Origin of the sequence: Acidisphaera sp. S103, assembly GCF_009765975.1 — a bacterium.
GTDB lineage: Bacteria > Pseudomonadota > Alphaproteobacteria > Acetobacterales > Acetobacteraceae > Rhodopila.
In genome coordinates this window covers 128646-144194 of sequence record NZ_LMUJ01000108.1, presented here as the reverse complement: position 1 = coordinate 144194, position 15549 = coordinate 128646, and the positions used below count along the sequence as shown (strand labels likewise).

Genomic DNA, 15549 nt, shown 5'->3' with positions numbered 1-15549 from the left:
ATCGTTTTCCTCTCTAATCGACGTCCGCGGATTTGCGGAACACGTCGCGCACTGCCTTGACGACCCCGGAATCCTTGATTGCGTAGCCGGGCAAGCCGGCGACGGCGGCGTGAAATTCGGGATCGCGCATCACCCCGAGCAGACGTTTCATTGGTGCGGTGTCCAGCGTCGGCTTGATGCAAACAAACACGTAATCCTCTGTCAACAAGCGGACGAAATCGAGGTCGAACTGACGGGCGGCGGCTTCGACACCGAAGCAGGCGTCGGCCATGTCGCTGGCGACGTAGGCGGCGACCGCGGCATGGGTGAACTCAATCTGGGAATAGCCGTTGATGCGCGCGCCATCGATTCGGTGCTGTGCCAGCAACTGGTCGAACAAAAGACCGGTGCCCGAATTGGGATCGCGATTGACGAAGCGGACCGACGGGTCGAGCAGACGTTGCAGCGAATCGATGCCCAGCGGGTTGCCGCGCTTGACCATGAGGCCCATTTCGCGCGTAACGAAACCGATCACGCGGTGGACATTCGGCTGCAGCCACGCCTTGCAGGCCGCGAGGCTTTGCTGGCGCAAGGCACCTTGTGGCAGATGCATGCCGGCCAGGTCGCATTCGTTGCGGGTCAGCGATGCCAATGCTGTCTGGTTGCTGACGTATCGCAGCTCGACGCCCATTTCGCCGTGCCTTGTCAGCAGTTCGCGCAGTTTTGCCACGGCAAATCCGTGGCTGGCATGGACTCGAATGATCCACGGGTCGTGCGGCAGGAAGGGCCTGATTTCGGTTTCCAGTTCCTGCGACAGATTTTCAAGCTGTGGCTTCAAACGAGCGCGGAGGCGCTGCGCGGCCCAGACAAGTTTGTCTCCGAACGGGGTGAGCGTGGTGCCGTGGCCTTGCCGGCGTTCCACCAGCGGGGTTTCGAAGAATGCAGACCATTTCTCGATTGAATTCCAGGCGTGGCGATAGGACATGTGTGCCCGATCGGCTGCCTGGGTTATTTTGCCGGTCACCCTAATTTCGTTCAGGAAATCCAGCATCGCCTGCATCGACTGTGAGTCGGTGCCGTTGGTGAAGCGCCAGACAGGCTCGATTTCAATTCGAATCATGATGCCGCGTCCCTGTCATTCCGCTGACCGCCCGGAACCCGGAATAGGCACCACATATCATATTCACACCGGGGAACTTAGCACTATCTATCATGCTGAACTGCTATCCTGGGGCTACCGATGGTCCATAGGATATGATGTTTTGTGCATATATGGTAGAGACAAATGCCCTTCGATCTCTTGGACGGCCAGCAAAATCTGCTGATTGACGGACAGCGCGTCGCGCCGGCTTCCGGGCGCTATTTCGACACGGTCAATCCGGCGACCGAACAGGTTGTCGCGCGCGTTGCCGAGGCGGATGCGGAAGACGTGGATCGCGCCGTCCGGTCATCCCGAGCGGCGCTGGAAGGCGCGTGGGGACAGATGCGGGCGGCCGATCGCGGTCGTCTGCTACTGAAGTTCGCTGATGCGATCCGCGGGGCGCAGGACGAACTGGTAGAATTGGAGAGTCTCGATTCCGGCAAGCCGGTGTCGGCGATCCGGCGCCAGGATATGCCGGCGGTGCTGGACACGCTGGCCTACTACGCGGGGCTGGCGGACAAAATCAACGGCCAGGTCATTCCCGTGCGTGGCGACGCACTGACTTACACCGTGCGGGAGCCGCTTGGGGTCGTCGGAGCCATCGTGCCGTGGAATTTCCCACTGATGATCGGCATGTGGAAGATCGCGCCGGCCTTGGCTTGCGGCTGCACCGTCGTTCTGAAGCCGGCCGAGATCACGCCGATGACCGCTCTCCGGCTGGGAGAACTGGCGTTGCAGGCTGGGTTGCCGCCGGGGGTTCTTAATGTCGTTCCCGGGTTCGGCAAGGTTGCTGGTGCCGCGTTGGTCGATCATCCGGATGTGGACAAGGTGACGTTCACCGGTTCACCTGCCGTTGGACGGCAGATCCTGCGGGGCGCGGCTGGGAACCTGAAGCGCGTGACGTTGGAACTGGGTGGCAAGTCAGCCAACATCATCTTCCCTGACGCCGATCTGGATGCGGCGGTGAAGGCGGCCGGGTCCGGAATCTTCTTCAACAGCGGGCAGGTTTGTTCCGCCGGGTCTCGCATCCTGGTGCATGAAGCGGTCTACGATGAGGTCGTGGAGCGGCTGGCGGCGCGCGCGGCAGCCATCCGTATCGGCGATCCCAGGCAGCCTGGAACAGCCATGGGGCCGCTGGTGTCGGAGGTGCAGATGAACCGCGTCCTCGACTATATCGATGTCGGACGACAGGAAGGCGCGTCCCTGGTGACCGGCGGTGGCCGCATCGGGGAGGAGGGGTATTTCGTCAGTCCGACCGTGTTCGCCAATGTCGGCCATGACATGCGCATCTCGCAGGAGGAGATTTTTGGGCCGGTCGCGGCGGTGATTAAATTCAGCGACGATGCCGATGCGATCCGGATCGCCAACGGGACGCGCTATAGCCTCGCCGCCGGGGTTTGGAGCGGGGATATGGTTCGGGTGCATCGTTTCGTGCGCAAGCTGAAGGCGGGAACGGTGTGGGTGAATACGTTCGGTCCGACGGATGTGCGGTTGCCGTGGGGCGGGTCGCGCGATTCAGGGTTCGGCCGGGAGCACGGCGATATGGCCATCGAGAATTTCACCGAACCGAAGGTGGTGTGGATCAACACCGGCCTTTGACAAGCCTGGCCGATGCCTGACGCCGAGGCGGGGTTGCTCGATCGGTGGCGAGTGTTGCTGTTCGCTGTGACGACCGGCATCCTGGTCGCCAATCTCTACTACGTTCAGCCGCTGCTGGCCGCGGTGGCGTCGTCGTTTGGCCGCAGCGTCACCAGCGCGGGCTATCTGGTCACGTTCACCCAGCTTGGGTACGCACTGGGCCTGCTTCTGGTGGTGCCGCTGGGTGACGTGCTGGATCGCCGCCGGCTGCTGTCGGGGATGCTGGTGATTAATGTCGTTGGCCTGGTGGCCGCCGCCGTCAGTCCCGGTTTTGGCAGCTTCGCGGCGGCAAGTCTAGTGACGGGTTGCACGTCCAGCGCTGCCATGGTGGTCATTCCCTATGCGGCGTCCAAGGCGCCGGAGGCGACGCGCGGCCGCACCATCGGGCAGATCATGACCGGGCTGCTGCTGGGGATTCTGCTGGCGCGCACGGTGTCGGGCTTCGTGGCGGTCTGGGCCGGCTGGCGGTCGATGTATCTGATCGCCGCGGTGGCCGTCGCCGTGTTGCTGGTGGCGTTGCACGTGGCCATCCCGCCGGAAGGCGCACGGGGCCGCCTGGTCTATCGCAGGCTGTTATGGTCACTGCTGGACCTTGCCAGAAGCGAACCGGAACTCCGGCGCCGATCGGTCTACACGGCGCTCGGACTGGGCAGTTTCAGCACGCTGTGGACGGGCCTGACGTTCCTGCTGAGCGGCGCGCCCTACCACTATTCCGAGGCGAGGATTGGCCTGTTCGGTCTGCTAGGGGCCGCCGGTGCGGTGGCGGCGAATGAGGCTGGACGGCTGAGCGACCGCGGCCATGTCAACAAGTCCACCGGTGCGTTCGCGGCCGTGCTGCTGCTGTCCTGGGGGGTGTTGGCGGCGGGCGGTCTTTCGATCTGGGCGGTTGGGGTTGGCGTCTTTTTGCTCGACGTCGGCGCACAGGGGCTTCAGGTGACGCACCAGTCGGTGATCTACCGGCTGGCGCCGCACGCGCGTTCGCGCATAACGGCGGTTTACATGACCTCGGCGTTCATTGGCGCGGCGGCCGGTTCGGCGATCGCCAGCGGCAGCTTCGCGGTCGCCGGCTGGACCGGGCTTTGTCTGATGGGTGCGGTGATGCCGCTGGTTATTCTGCTGATGTGGGGTTTTGGCCAGTCAAGGGGTTCGGTTCAGAACGGGTAGTGTTGGGGGCCTTCGATGGTGATCCATCGCAGTTCGGTGAACTCATCGATGACCGCCTTGCCGCCGAACCGGCCGTAGCCGCTGGCTTTCATGCCGCCGAATGGGATTTGTGCCTCGTCGGCGACTGTGGGTCCGTTGATGTGGCAGATGCCGGATTCGATCCGCTTGGCGACCGAGAGCGCGCGCTGGATATCCTTGCCGAACACCGCGGCGGATAAACCGTATTCCGTGTCGTTGGCGACTTGGACGGCTTCGTCCACGCCTTTGACGCGGACGATCGGCTTCACGGGGCCGAATGATTCCTCCTGATAGATCCGCATGGCCGGAGTGACGTGATCCAGCAGCGTGGCCTCGACGATGGTGCCCTGCCGGTGGCCGCCGCAGACCAGAACCGCGCCTTTCGCCAGGGCGTCGGCGATCAATGCGTCCATTTTCTCGGCTGGTTGGAGGTCGATCATGGAACCGAGGACAACGTGGCCGCGGGGATCGCCGGCGGGCAGTTTGGAGGCTTTCGCGGCAAGCTTGGCGACGAACGCGTCGGCGACGGTTTCGTCGACCACCAGGCGTTCGGTGGACATGCAGATCTGGCCCTGGTTCACGAACGCGCCGAATGCGGCGGCATCGACCGCCTGGTCCAGATCGGCGTCGTCCAGCACGATCAGTGGCGCCTTGCCACCGAGTTCCAACAGCACCGGTTTCAAATGTTCGGCGGCCAGTTTCGCGATGATCTTGCCGACCTTGGTCGAGCCGGTGAAATTGATCCGCTTGATCGCTTTGTGGGCGATCAGGGCCTCGACGATCGCTGGTGCGTCGGCCGGAGCGTTGGAGATGACGTTGACGACGCCGGGCGGGAAGCCAGCATCGTTCAGGGTTTGGCCGATCAGGTGATGCGTGGCGGGACATGTCTCCGACGAGCGCAGTATTACGGTGTTGCCGCAGGCCAGCGCTGCCGCCACGGCGCGTGTGCCGAGGATGACCGGGGCGTTCCAGGGCGCCATACCGAGCACCACGCCGACCGGCTGGCGGATGGCCATGGAGAGGATGCCGGGTTTGTCGGAGGGGATGACCTCGCCGGTGATTTGCGTCGTCAGGGCGGCGGCTTCGCGCAGGATGCCGGCGGCGAGATGGACGTTGAAGCCGGCCCAGGGGACGGTGGCGCCGGTTTCCGCCAGCATCAGCCGGATGAAGTCGGCGGTGCGGCTTTCCATCAGGTCGGCCGCTTTCAGCAGCAGTGTTCGGCGGGTGGTTGGACCGGTTTCCGACCAGGTGGTGAAGGCTTTTGCCGCGGAGGCGACGACTGTTTCGATATCTGTGAGGCTGGCGGCGGCGCCCCTGGTGGCCAATTCGCCCGTTACCGGATCAAAACGCTCAAATGTGCGGTCGTCGCTGGAGCGGGCCGCTTTGCCGTCGATGATGAAATCGATTTCCATGATCCCCTCCCAAGGCGTTTCGGTTTATTGGCCGGTGGTTCGATCGGCACGTGTTTTTTGAGCACGGCTCCGAAACGGAGAGAGCCCGGGATCTTTTTCTCGGCGTTTGACGGGGTGCTAGACCGCCTCGGCTGACAGGCGCCGGGGCATGCAGCAGGCACAGCCGCCCGCGTGGGCCGGGGCCGATGAGCCTGCTGTTGTTTCCTGTGCGCTGCCAGCCAGCGCCGGTGCCGTCAACAGGCGGGGGGCGGGCTGCTCGCAATCCGGGCAGGGCTGCGGTTGGTCGAATTCCGCCATCGGACGGACGTCGCTGAACGGGCCGCAATCGGGGCATTCGTATTCATAGGTTGGCATCCAAATCCTCCGTCATCCGTTGTTCCCATACTGCCATTTCCCGCGGCGACAGGCCAGAGACCGGGTTGCCGGTCCGGGAAACCGGCGCCATGTTGCACAGCACAATGACATCAAGGACCGCTGCATGAACGTACACGTCGACCTGAGCCAGTTCGCCGAGGAGAGATACGCCGTCGGTCAGCCCGTGCCTCGCAAGGAAGATCCGACGCTGCTGCGGGGTGAGGGGCGCTACTCCGATGACCTCAATTTGCCCGGTCAGGCGTACGCGGTGATGGTGCGTTCGAACGCCGCACATGGTGTTATCCGGTCGATCGACACCAGCGCGGCGAAGGGGATGGCGGGCGTTCTGGCTGTTCTGACCGGTCAGGACCTGATCGACGCTGGATTGGGCAACATGCCGTCGGGGATGGCGTTCAAGATGCGCGACGGCAGCGATATGCCGAAACCCACGCAGCCGATCCTGACCACCGACAAGGTCCGTTTCGTTGGCGATCCGGTGGCCGTGGTGGTCGCGGAGACAGTCAAGCAGGCGAAGGACGGCGCCGAGGCTGTGTTCGTCGATATCGACACCCTGCCGGCGGTGACCGATGCCGCATCGGCTGCCGTTCCAGGTGCTCCGCTGGTGCATGAGGGAACACCGGGCAATGTGATCCTGGATTTCCATCATGGCGATGGGGCGGCGGTGGAGGCCGCGTTTGCCAAGGCCGCGCATGTGACCCGGCTGAAAATCCGCAACAGCCGCGTTGTCGTCTGTCCGATGGAGCCGCGGTCCGCGATCGGCGCCTATGACCCGGAAACCCAGCGCTGGACGCTGCGTGTCGGGTCGCAGGGCGTGTTCAACATGCGGCAACTGCTGACTGGGCCGTTGAAGGCCGCGGTCGACAAGATCCGCGTGCTGACGGGCAATGTCGGCGGGTCGTTTGGCATGAAATCGTCGTGCTATCCGGAATATCCCGCCATCCTGCATGCGTCGCGCGTGCTGGGGCGCCCGGTGAAATGGACGGATGAGCGCGGCGAAAGCTTCCTGTCCGACAGCCATGGGCGCGACCATGACATGGAACAGGAACTCGCGCTGAATGCCGACGGCCGCATCCTGGCGCTGCGGGTCACCGGCTACGGCAACATTGGGGCCTATTTGTCCAATGGGACCGTGTTGCAGCCCACGGGCAACATCGTCCGCAACACGATCGGCGTGTATGCGACGCCGCTGCAGGAGGTGACCGCCAAGGCGATGTTCACCAATACCAGCCCTGTCGGCCCGTACCGGGGCGCCGGGCGGCCGGAGGGCAACTATTATATCGAGCGTTTGCTGGATACGGCGGCGCGGGAGATGAAAATCGATCCCGCCGACATCCGCCGGCGCAATCACATCCAGCCTGATGCTTTTCCGTACAAGACCCCCGCTGGTACCACGTATGACAGCGGTGATTTTCCGACGATCCTGGACAAGGCACTGGCCGCGGCGGACTGGGACGGGTTTCCCGCTCGTAAGAAGGATAGCGCCGAACGCGGCAAGCTGCGTGGACGCGGCATCGGCCAGTATCTGGAGGTCACCGGCCCGCCGTCACAGGAGATGGGCGGCATCCGGTTCGAGGCCGATGGCACGGTTACCATCATCACCGGCACGCTGGATTACGGGCAGGGGCATGCATCACCGTTCGCGCAGGTGCTGGCGTCTCGGCTGGGTATCCCGTTTGAGAAGATCAACCTGCTGCAGGGCGATTCCGATGAACTGCTGGCCGGGGGGGGCACCGGCGGGTCGAAATCGCTGATGGCCAGCGGCACCGCGATCGTGGAGGGGGCTGAGAAGGTGCGCGAGGCGGGGGTGAAAATCGCCGCCCACGTGCTGGAGGCGGCCGAGGCCGATATCGAGTTCGAGATCGTCCGTGGCGGCGGCCGGTTCCGCATCGCCGGGACCGATCGGGCGATCGGGATCATGGCGTTGGCGGATCAGATCCGGTCGGGCACGGTGTCGTTGCCGGAAGGGGTGCCGCAGACCCTGTCGGTTTCGCATGTCGCCGAGGGTCCGCCGTTCGCCTACCCCAACGGATGCCATATCGCCGAGGTCGAGGTCGATCCGGAGACCGGCGTCAGCGAGGTGGTTCGCTATCACATGGTTAACGATTTTGGTGTGATCGTGAACCCCATGCTGGTCGAGGGGCAGGCGCATGGCGGCATCGTGCAGGGTATCGGCCAGGCCTTCCTGGAGCATGTGGTCTATGACGAGAGTGGTCAGCCGATGACCGGGTCGTATATGGATTACGCGCTGCCTCGGGCGAACGATGCGCCGATGTTCAATTTTGCTTCGCATCCGGTGCCGGCGAAGACCAACTTGCTGGGGTCCAAGGGTTGCGGCGAGGCCGGGTGTGCGGGTGCGCTGCCGGCGGTGATGAACGCGCTGGTGGATGCGCTTTCGGCGTATGGCATTACGCATATCGATATGCCGGCTACACCGCTTCGGGTTTGGCAGGCGATCAGGGCCAGCGTTTAGGGAGGGGCGGGCTCTGCCCGCACCCGCGAAGGGGCCGGTGGCCCCTTCGATCCCATGAATTAGATCGCGGCTTCCAATTCTGGCTGTCTGGCGGACGCACGCATTGTCAGTGAATTTTTGACGCGGTGCAGCAATTCAGAATGATCTGACTCCGATACTTTGTCGCTGCGCATCACCATCTGGATCAACGGGTCCTGTAGCAATCCCGCCAAGGTCAGTGTGCTGATCGTCGCCGTGCACATCGCTGTCACCATTCCCATTAAGCACAAGGGCAGCTTAGCCCTTGCTCTTCAACACTGTGGAAATGAATTGTGTCTTAACATTGCCCTCGACCGGGCAATTTTTTGCGAGAGCCAGGTGTTTTTGGGTAGAGGCGTGGCGGATCGGCACCATTCTTGCCCGTAAGGCCGCGTTTGGGGGTCGAATGGTGCGATTTCCACCTGTAAGCCGATGCAGTTAAAAATCGTTAATGAAACAAATCCAACCGCCGAGCTATTCGGCTGCCTTTGCTTTGCGTGCCGGCCATTCGTCGACGGGGATACGCGGCAACTCGAAGCGGTCGGTGACCCTGGCATACCAGCCGCCGCCGTGCAGGCGTCCGATCAGATCCAGCTTCGGTGTGTCGATGTAGCAGCGGTCCTTGTCCAGCACGCAGTCGTCCCGCACGTAGATCGCCAGCACCTTGCCCAGCACCACCGCCCGGTCGATGCCGACATCGACGATGACGAGGCGTTCGCACTCGAACGATACCGGCGCTTCGGCGATCCGGGGCGGCTTGACGTGCAGCGACGGTGCGGTGGTCAGGCCGGCTTCCTTCAGTTCATCGACATTCTTGGGGAAGTCGATGGCGGTGACGTTCATCGGTTCGGCGAGCTCGTAGCTGACCAGGTTGATGACGAACTGGCCAGTGCGGCGGATGTTACCACCGGTGTCCTTGACGTCGCCGGGGCCTCTTCCGCCGATGCCGAACGCCAGCACCGGCGGATTGCCGGACATCGCGTTGAAGAAGGAGAACGGGGCGGCGTTGATGGTCCCGTCGGTGTCCTGTGTCGTCACCCAGGCGATGGGACGGGGGCCGATGGTGGAGGTCAGCAGCTTGTAGATGTTCTCGTTCTTGATATCGACGAAATCGAACAGCATGGTTTGCCTCGTTTTGATTGTTGGGGCGCAGGGTTACGCGGCGGACTGGCCGCTGTCCAGGTTGCGGTAGGCTGACGACGCTGTATGGTCCGGCCTGAACCCATCCCGAGGATCAAGATCCATGCGCCCTTCCGGCCGCGCCGCCGACGAGTTACGGAAAGTCTCCATCACCACCGGGTTTGCCCGGCATGCCGAGGGGTCCGCGCTGATCCGGATGGGCAATACCGAGGTGCTGTGCGTCGCCAGCGTCGAAACCCGGGTGCCGCCGTTCCTGCGCAACACCGGGCTGGGCTGGGTCACTGCCGAGTACGGCATGCTGCCTCGGGCGACCCATACGCGCGGCGATCGCGAGGCCGCCAGGGGTAAGCAGTCTGGGCGCACACAGGAAATCCAGCGGCTGATCGGCCGCAGCCTGCGGGCGGTGGTGGATCGTGCCGCGATGGGGGAGATGTCGATCACCTTGGACTGTGACGTGCTGAACGCTGACGGCGGCACGCGCTGCGCGTCGATCACCGGCGCCTGGGTCGCGCTGTCGCTGGCGTTCCGGCACCTGGTGAAGATGAACGTGCTGAAGACCGTCCCGCTGACAGGGCAGGTGGCCGCTGTGTCCTGCGGTATCGTCGGAGGCACGCCGGTTTTGGACCTGGACTATGATGAGGATTCCGGCGCGGACGCCGACTCCAACTTTGTGCTGACCAGTGGCGGGGGCATCGTTGAAATCCAGGCCACGGCGGAGAAGACCGCCTTCGACGAGGCGCATTTCCATGCGCTGCTGGGGTTGGCCCGAGCGGGGACGGAAGCGCTGTTCGTGCAGCAGCTTAAGGCGCTGGGGGACTGATGCCACGGAAGCTTACTCCGGCGCGGAAGCTGGTCCTGGCCAGCCATAACAAGGGCAAGTTGCGCGAGATCGAGGCGCTGTTGCGGCCGTTGGGGATCGAGGTTGTCTCAGCCGGGGCGCTGGGCTTGCCGGAACCGGAGGAAGATGCGCCGGATTTTGCCGGCAATGCCAGGATCAAGGCGTTGGCGGCGGCGATCGCGACGGGGTTGCCGGCTTTGTCCGATGATTCCGGGTTTTGCGTCGCGGCGCTGGATGGTGCGCCGGGGGTGTATTCGGCGCGTTGGGCGGGGCCGGCCAAGGATTTCGGCCAGGCGATGACCTCGGTGCATGAACGCATCGGCGACAACCCCGACCGGCGGGCGTGGTTCGTTGCAGCGCTGTGCCTGGCGTGGCCGGACGGACATACTGAGACATTCCTTGGCCGTATTGACGGGGCGGTTGTCTGGCCGCCTCGGGGGGATAAGGGGTTTGGATACGATCCGATGTTTGTCCCTGCTGGTTCGGGGCAGACGTTCGGCGAGATCGAGCCGGACCAGAAACATGCTGTCAGTCATCGGGCGCGAGCGTTTGCTCAGTTGCTGATGGCTTGCTTTGGGTGAGTTATTTGAAACGGGACAATGCGATGCCGGATGCGATCACGAAAGAGACTTGGCCCAGTGCACTGTACGACTTGCTGCGGGCGAATAACGTCACCCAGTTCTGCTATGTGCCGGATGCCGGGCACAAGGTGCTGATCGACCGGTCGCTGGCCGATCCGGATGTGCACTCAGTACCGCTGACCACCGAGGAGGAAGGCGTGGCGATGGTCGCCGGGGCGGACCTGGGCGGCAATCGGGCGGTGCTGCTGATGCAGTCTTCCGGCGTCGGCAATACCATCAACATGCTGTCGTTGACCCAGGGCTGCCGGTTTCCATTCCTGACCCTGGTGTCGATGCGTGGGGAGTATGGCGAAGGCAATCCCTGGCAGTTCGCCATGGGCCAGGCGGTGGAACCGGTGCTGAAGGCGATGGGCGTCATCGTATTGCGGGCGGAACAGCCGTCGGAGGTGATCACCGCCGTTACCGCCGCCATCACCATGGCTTTCCAGTCCGGCCAGCAGGTCGCCGTGTTGCTGACCCAGCGCCTGATCGGCGCCAAGAAGTTTTGAGGGGCGCTGTATCATGGCCAAATTGAACAAGCTGCAGACAGCGACTTTGCCGGACGCGGTGCTGGATCGCCGCCAGGCGGTTCCGGCGTTGATCGAGCGGCCCGGCGATTTCCTGATGGTGGCCGGCCTAGCCGGAACCGCGTGGGAACTGTCCGCGCTGACCCATGAATCCCCCAGCCTGTTCGGTCTGGGGGGCGCCATGGGGGCGGCGCCGATGATCGGCCTGGGTCTGGCGCTGGCACAGCCGAAACGGCGCGTCCTGGTGGCCACCGGTGACGGCGAACTGCTGATGAATGTCGGCGCGCTGGCAACGATCGCGTTACAGAACCCGCCCAACCTGACCATCATCTGTGTGGACAATGGTCACTACGGCGAAACCGGCAACCAGGATTCTCATACCGGTCTTGGCGTGCGGCTGGATGTCGTTGCCGCCGGTTGCGGATTTCCCGTCGTGCATGTGATCAACACCGAGGCTGACATGGCCGAGGGCCGCCGGCTGGTGCGCGAGGGCGGCAGCCTGTCCTTCATCCTGTTGCGCGTCACCGAAGGCCCGGCGACGCATGACGGCAAAAAGAACCTCGTTCCTCATATAGAACGGGATCGTTTCCGGGCCGCCTTGCTTGGATGACGATTTCACATTGTTGCGCCTACAGGTCGAATGGGGCGCGGACGAGGCGATCGACCTCGACCCCATCGATCGCTTGCGGCCGGTCGAGTCCAAACCGGTTCCACTGTTGCGACCCGCGCCCGTTACGAAAGACACGCCCCTCGCCGCCCCCCCGAAGGGCACGCCGGGGGAGCGGGCGGTCGGCCTGGCGGGGCAGGCGGCGTCGTTGGACGATCTCCGCGCGGCCCTTGCCGACTTCGACGGCTGTGCCCTGCGGGATACCGCCAGCAACCTCGTGTTCGCCGAGGGCGATCCCGCCAGCACCACCCTGATCGTCGGCGAGCCTCCGGGGCGGGAGGAAGATCGCAGCGGTCACCCGTTCGCCGGACCCGAGGGTCAGTTGCTCGACCAGATGCTTGCCAGTATCGGCCTGACGCGTGCGGAATTGATGCTGACGCCGCTGCTGCCGTGGCGTCCGCCCGGCGGCCGCCCGGCGTCCGTCGCGGAAATCGCCATCTGCCTGCCGTTCCTGCACCGGCTGATCGTGTTGCTCAAACCGCACCGTATCGTGGTGTTCGGGGGCACCACGGCACGCGTTTTGCTGCCTCAGACCCCAAATCGGCGGCGGAATCCGCGTGGGTGGGTTGAAGTTAGCATACCAGGATTGCACCAGACGCTGCCCATCCTGGCGCTTCCGGGCCTTACCGAGATGCTGAAAACCCCGCTGCTGAGGCGGGATGCGTGGGCTGGATTGCGCATGCTGCGCCGCACTCTGGACGGTCATCAAACGTAAACGTGAAGCTGATTTACACGCGGATAAGTCGCGTATTTTCATATTTTGTCTCAAATATCGATGATCGTCACGCTACTGGTGGTTGCGTCTCATCGTCGGAGCGGCTAGCGAGACGGCATGCGAGGGATCGGTCACACGTTCTCCCGCCTTCCTACGGCTCGGGCATTGTTCGCCGGGGCCGCGATTCTTGCGGGGGCTCTTACGTCCGCCGCGTATGGACAAACGTCCGGATCGAAGGATGGCAACGGGACACAAGCTGCGGATAGCGCGCGAACCGATGAGGTTGCGTTTGCCGTTCCGCGCGTCCCGCATGACGGGGCGCCCGGGGTGGCGTTTCCGCAACCGTTACGGCCCAGTGACGTTGCGTTGATGAAGCGCGTTTTCGCGTTTCAGGATCGCGGCGATATTCCGGATGCGATCAAGGCCTCGGCCGACCTTGATGACAAGTTGCTGATGGGGGCCGCGCTCGCCGATCGTTATCTGGGCCGCTATCACCGTTCTTCCGCTAGCGAACTGACCGACTGGTTGGCACGGTATGGCGATGAGGCCGATGCGTCGGCCATTCACGCGTTGTTGCTGACCAGGCTGCCCAAGGGTGCCACGGCGCCGCCGGCGCCTGAAGCCGTTACGCTGGTTCGTCCGACCGACCCTGAGCCGGTGCCGGAAGATATCGATCCGCCGCGTAACGACCTGACGCGAAACCCGGTTCTGGATCGAACCGTTCTCGATCGTGCCGAAAGCGGGAGGACGGCGTCGGCGTTGCGGCTGATCACGACGACGCGCGGAATTTCCCGAGCCTATGGGGCGCAACTGCGGGCCGAAGTGGCTCGTGTGTTGTTTACCCGGAATGAAGATGCCGAGGCCCTGCGTGTTGCCCGCGTGGCGCTGAGCGACACGCCGACAGCCGAGCAGCCCGCGCTTGGGTTCTATATCGGCGGCCTTGCCGCCTGGCGCCTGGGCAATATCGATGTCGCGCGTTCGCTGTTTCAGGATGGCGCGGAAGCGACCAGCACGTCGCCGCGCCTGCATGCGGCTTCGGCGTTCTGGGCGTCTCGGGCGAGCCGGGCGATGCATGACGCGGTCAGCACGGTGAGGTGGCTGCATGTCGCGGCGCAGGAGCGTCTGACCCTGCATGGCCTGTTGGCGCGCCGCATCCTACGGATGGACACCGGTATCGTGCGAAGCGGCGACCTGGTCAGCCAGGCGGATGTCGATGCTGTCGCCGCGACGCCGCGCGGATGGCGTGCTTTTGCCCTGCTGCAGATCGGCCAACGGGATCGGGCCGAGGCAGAACTGCGGATGCTGTGGCCGCAGGTGGATGCCGATCCGGTTTTCGCGCGGTCGCTGATGATGGTCGCCTCTGCCGCCGGGTTGCCGGACTGTGCCGCCGAAATGGCGACCGCGCTGCAATCGCGGGATGGCCTCAGTCATGAGGAACTGCGCTTCCCGATGCCGCGGCTGCGGCCGGCCGGTGGGTTCAGTATCGATCCGCCGCTGGTGTATGCGCTGGCTCGGTCGGAATCCAATTTCGATAGTGCGGCGACGTCGCCCGTGGGGGCGCGCGGGCTGATGCAGATTATGCCGGCGACGGCACGCTATATCTCGGGCGATCTGTCGCAGGCGCCGGATCGGCTGGACGAGCCTTCGGTCAACCTGGAGATCGGCCAGCGCTACGTGGCCTATCTGGCGCGGCAGGACGGAATCGGCGGCGATCTGCTGCGGGTGCTTGCCAGCTATAACTCCGGGCCGGGCAGTTTCGGCCGCTGGGGTGCCGACCTGCACGACCATGACGACCCGCTGCTGTTCATGGAGGCGATTCCGGTACCGGAGACACGCGCTTTCGTGCGCCATGTGCTGGTGTATTCGTGGCTTTATGCGGCCCGGATGCACTTGCCGTCCACTAGCCTGGACGCGTTGTCGGCGGGTGAATTCCCCCGCTTCACGCCCCATGTGCCACGGCGCAGAATGGCGTCGCTGATGCCGGGGCTCGACTAGTCCCGGCGCGATCATCCGCCGGAGGACAAGCCATGGCCCGTATCGACGAAAGCCGCCCGTTCATCGCGGTCAACATCGCCGTGCTGACGGTGTCGGACACGCGCACCGCCGCCAATGACACATCGGGCGACACCTTGGCTGAACGCATCGTCAAGGCGGGGCATCGGGTCGCCGTTCGCGCGATCGAGAAGGACGAGACCGCCGCGATCGAGACGCTGCTGCGCCGCTGGATCGTCGATCCGGAGATCGACGTGGTGATCACCACCGGGGGCACCGGGATCACTGGCCGCGACGTGACGCCGGAAGCGTTCGAGCACGTGATGGAAAAGCGCATCGAGGGGTTCGGCGAGCTGTTCCGGATGCTGAGCTACCAGAAGATCGGGACCTCGACGATGCAGTCCCGGGCGATTGGCGGCGTGGCCGGGGGGACGTATCTGTTTGCGTTGCCGGGCAGCACCGGCGCGGTGAAGGATGGTTGGGACGATATCCTGGTGTCGCAGTTGGACAACCGCCATCGGCCTTGCAACCTGGTCGAACTGATGCCGCGTTTACAGGAACACCTGGCCACGGCGGCGGGATAGGCGCCAAGGACCCGGCGAGTCCGGGGTATTCCATCCGGCTTCTGAATCGCTGTAGGTTGCCGCGCGATGCTGAACCGCCGGTTCCACCTGTCCGGGCTGTTCGCGGTGCTGCTGGCGCTGATGGCGCAGCTTGGCGCCGGTGCCACCGTGCCGCGGATCGATCCGATCGCGGGCGTCGGCATGCTGTGCCACACCGACGATGGCGGTGCGCCGTCGAAGGCGCCGGGCCATCCGGCCGACTGCCCTGTGTG

General features: G+C 64.2%; 15 protein-coding genes. 11 read left to right on the top strand and 4 right to left on the bottom strand.

The window, feature by feature from the left end; translation table 11 throughout:
• Window positions 1–13: 13 nt before the first annotated feature.
• Entirely contained in the window at window positions 14–1099 is a 1086-nt protein-coding gene (locus tag GSQ89_RS35555; RefSeq protein WP_158932838.1) for a substrate-binding domain-containing protein, read from the bottom strand.
• A gap of 165 nt (window positions 1100–1264) precedes the next feature.
• On the opposite strand from GSQ89_RS35555, the gene GSQ89_RS35550 reads away from it, so the two are divergent.
• Window positions 1265–2719 (top strand): aldehyde dehydrogenase family protein, encoded by a 1455-nt coding sequence (locus GSQ89_RS35550; RefSeq protein ID WP_158932837.1) that lies wholly within the window; start codon window positions 1265–1267, stop codon window positions 2717–2719.
• A gap of 12 nt (window positions 2720–2731) precedes the next feature.
• Complete coding sequence (locus tag GSQ89_RS35545) at window positions 2732–3922, top strand: MFS transporter (RefSeq protein WP_158932836.1); 1191 nt, start codon at window positions 2732–2734, stop codon at window positions 3920–3922.
• Here the strand turns inward: GSQ89_RS35545 and GSQ89_RS35540 are convergent.
• Window positions 3910–5355 (bottom strand): aldehyde dehydrogenase, encoded by a 1446-nt coding sequence (locus tag GSQ89_RS35540; protein ID WP_371734334.1) that lies wholly within the window; start codon window positions 5353–5355, stop codon window positions 3910–3912. The two genes, GSQ89_RS35545 and GSQ89_RS35540, sit on opposite strands and share 13 nt — an antisense overlap.
• A gap of 114 nt (window positions 5356–5469) precedes the next feature.
• Entirely contained in the window at window positions 5470–5706 is a 237-nt protein-coding gene (locus tag GSQ89_RS35535; protein WP_158932834.1) for an FmdB family zinc ribbon protein, read from the bottom strand.
• Between the two features lie 124 nt (window positions 5707–5830).
• Between GSQ89_RS35535 and GSQ89_RS35530 the strand changes: the two genes are divergently transcribed.
• Window positions 5831–8197, top strand: coding sequence for a xanthine dehydrogenase family protein molybdopterin-binding subunit (locus GSQ89_RS35530; protein WP_158932833.1), 2367 nt, complete (start codon window positions 5831–5833; stop codon window positions 8195–8197).
• 492 nt (window positions 8198–8689) lie between these two features.
• Here GSQ89_RS35530 and GSQ89_RS35525 read toward each other — a convergent pair whose 3' ends face one another.
• Window positions 8690–9337 carry a flavin reductase family protein gene (locus GSQ89_RS35525; RefSeq protein ID WP_158932832.1) on the bottom strand — a complete coding sequence of 216 codons (648 nt, stop codon included), beginning with the start codon at window positions 9335–9337 and terminating at the stop codon, window positions 8690–8692.
• A 121-nt stretch (window positions 9338–9458) separates the two neighbouring features.
• Here GSQ89_RS35525 and rph point away from each other — a divergent pair, with 121 nt between their 5' ends.
• The 8 genes from rph to GSQ89_RS35485 form a co-directional block, all read left to right on the top strand.
• Window positions 9459–10175, top strand: coding sequence for a ribonuclease PH (gene rph, locus GSQ89_RS35520; RefSeq protein ID WP_158932831.1), 717 nt, complete (start codon window positions 9459–9461; stop codon window positions 10173–10175).
• Window positions 10175–10774, top strand: coding sequence for an RdgB/HAM1 family non-canonical purine NTP pyrophosphatase (gene rdgB / locus GSQ89_RS35515; protein ID WP_158932830.1), 600 nt, complete (start codon window positions 10175–10177; stop codon window positions 10772–10774). The genes rph and rdgB overlap by 1 nt, the downstream gene beginning before the upstream one ends.
• Before the next feature lie 23 nt (window positions 10775–10797).
• Window positions 10798–11322, top strand: a complete 525-nt coding sequence (locus GSQ89_RS35510; RefSeq protein ID WP_158932829.1) for a thiamine pyrophosphate-binding protein — start codon at window positions 10798–10800, stop codon at window positions 11320–11322.
• A 13-nt stretch (window positions 11323–11335) separates the two neighbouring features.
• Window positions 11336–11950 carry a thiamine pyrophosphate-dependent enzyme gene (locus tag GSQ89_RS35505; protein WP_158932828.1) on the top strand — a complete coding sequence of 205 codons (615 nt, stop codon included), beginning with the start codon at window positions 11336–11338 and terminating at the stop codon, window positions 11948–11950.
• Complete coding sequence (locus GSQ89_RS35500) at window positions 11943–12722, top strand: uracil-DNA glycosylase family protein (protein WP_158932827.1); 780 nt, start codon at window positions 11943–11945, stop codon at window positions 12720–12722. The genes GSQ89_RS35505 and GSQ89_RS35500 overlap by 8 nt, the downstream gene beginning before the upstream one ends.
• A gap of 369 nt (window positions 12723–13091) precedes the next feature.
• Complete coding sequence (locus tag GSQ89_RS35495) at window positions 13092–14717, top strand: lytic transglycosylase domain-containing protein (protein WP_158932826.1); 1626 nt, start codon at window positions 13092–13094, stop codon at window positions 14715–14717.
• A gap of 32 nt (window positions 14718–14749) precedes the next feature.
• Window positions 14750–15298: a molybdenum cofactor biosynthesis protein B gene (gene moaB, locus GSQ89_RS35490; protein ID WP_158932825.1), complete on the top strand. Its 549-nt coding sequence runs from the start codon at window positions 14750–14752 to the stop codon at window positions 15296–15298.
• A 66-nt stretch (window positions 15299–15364) separates the two neighbouring features.
• A partial coding sequence (locus GSQ89_RS35485; protein WP_158932824.1) for a hypothetical protein occupies window positions 15365–15549 on the top strand: 185 nt, incomplete at its 3' end.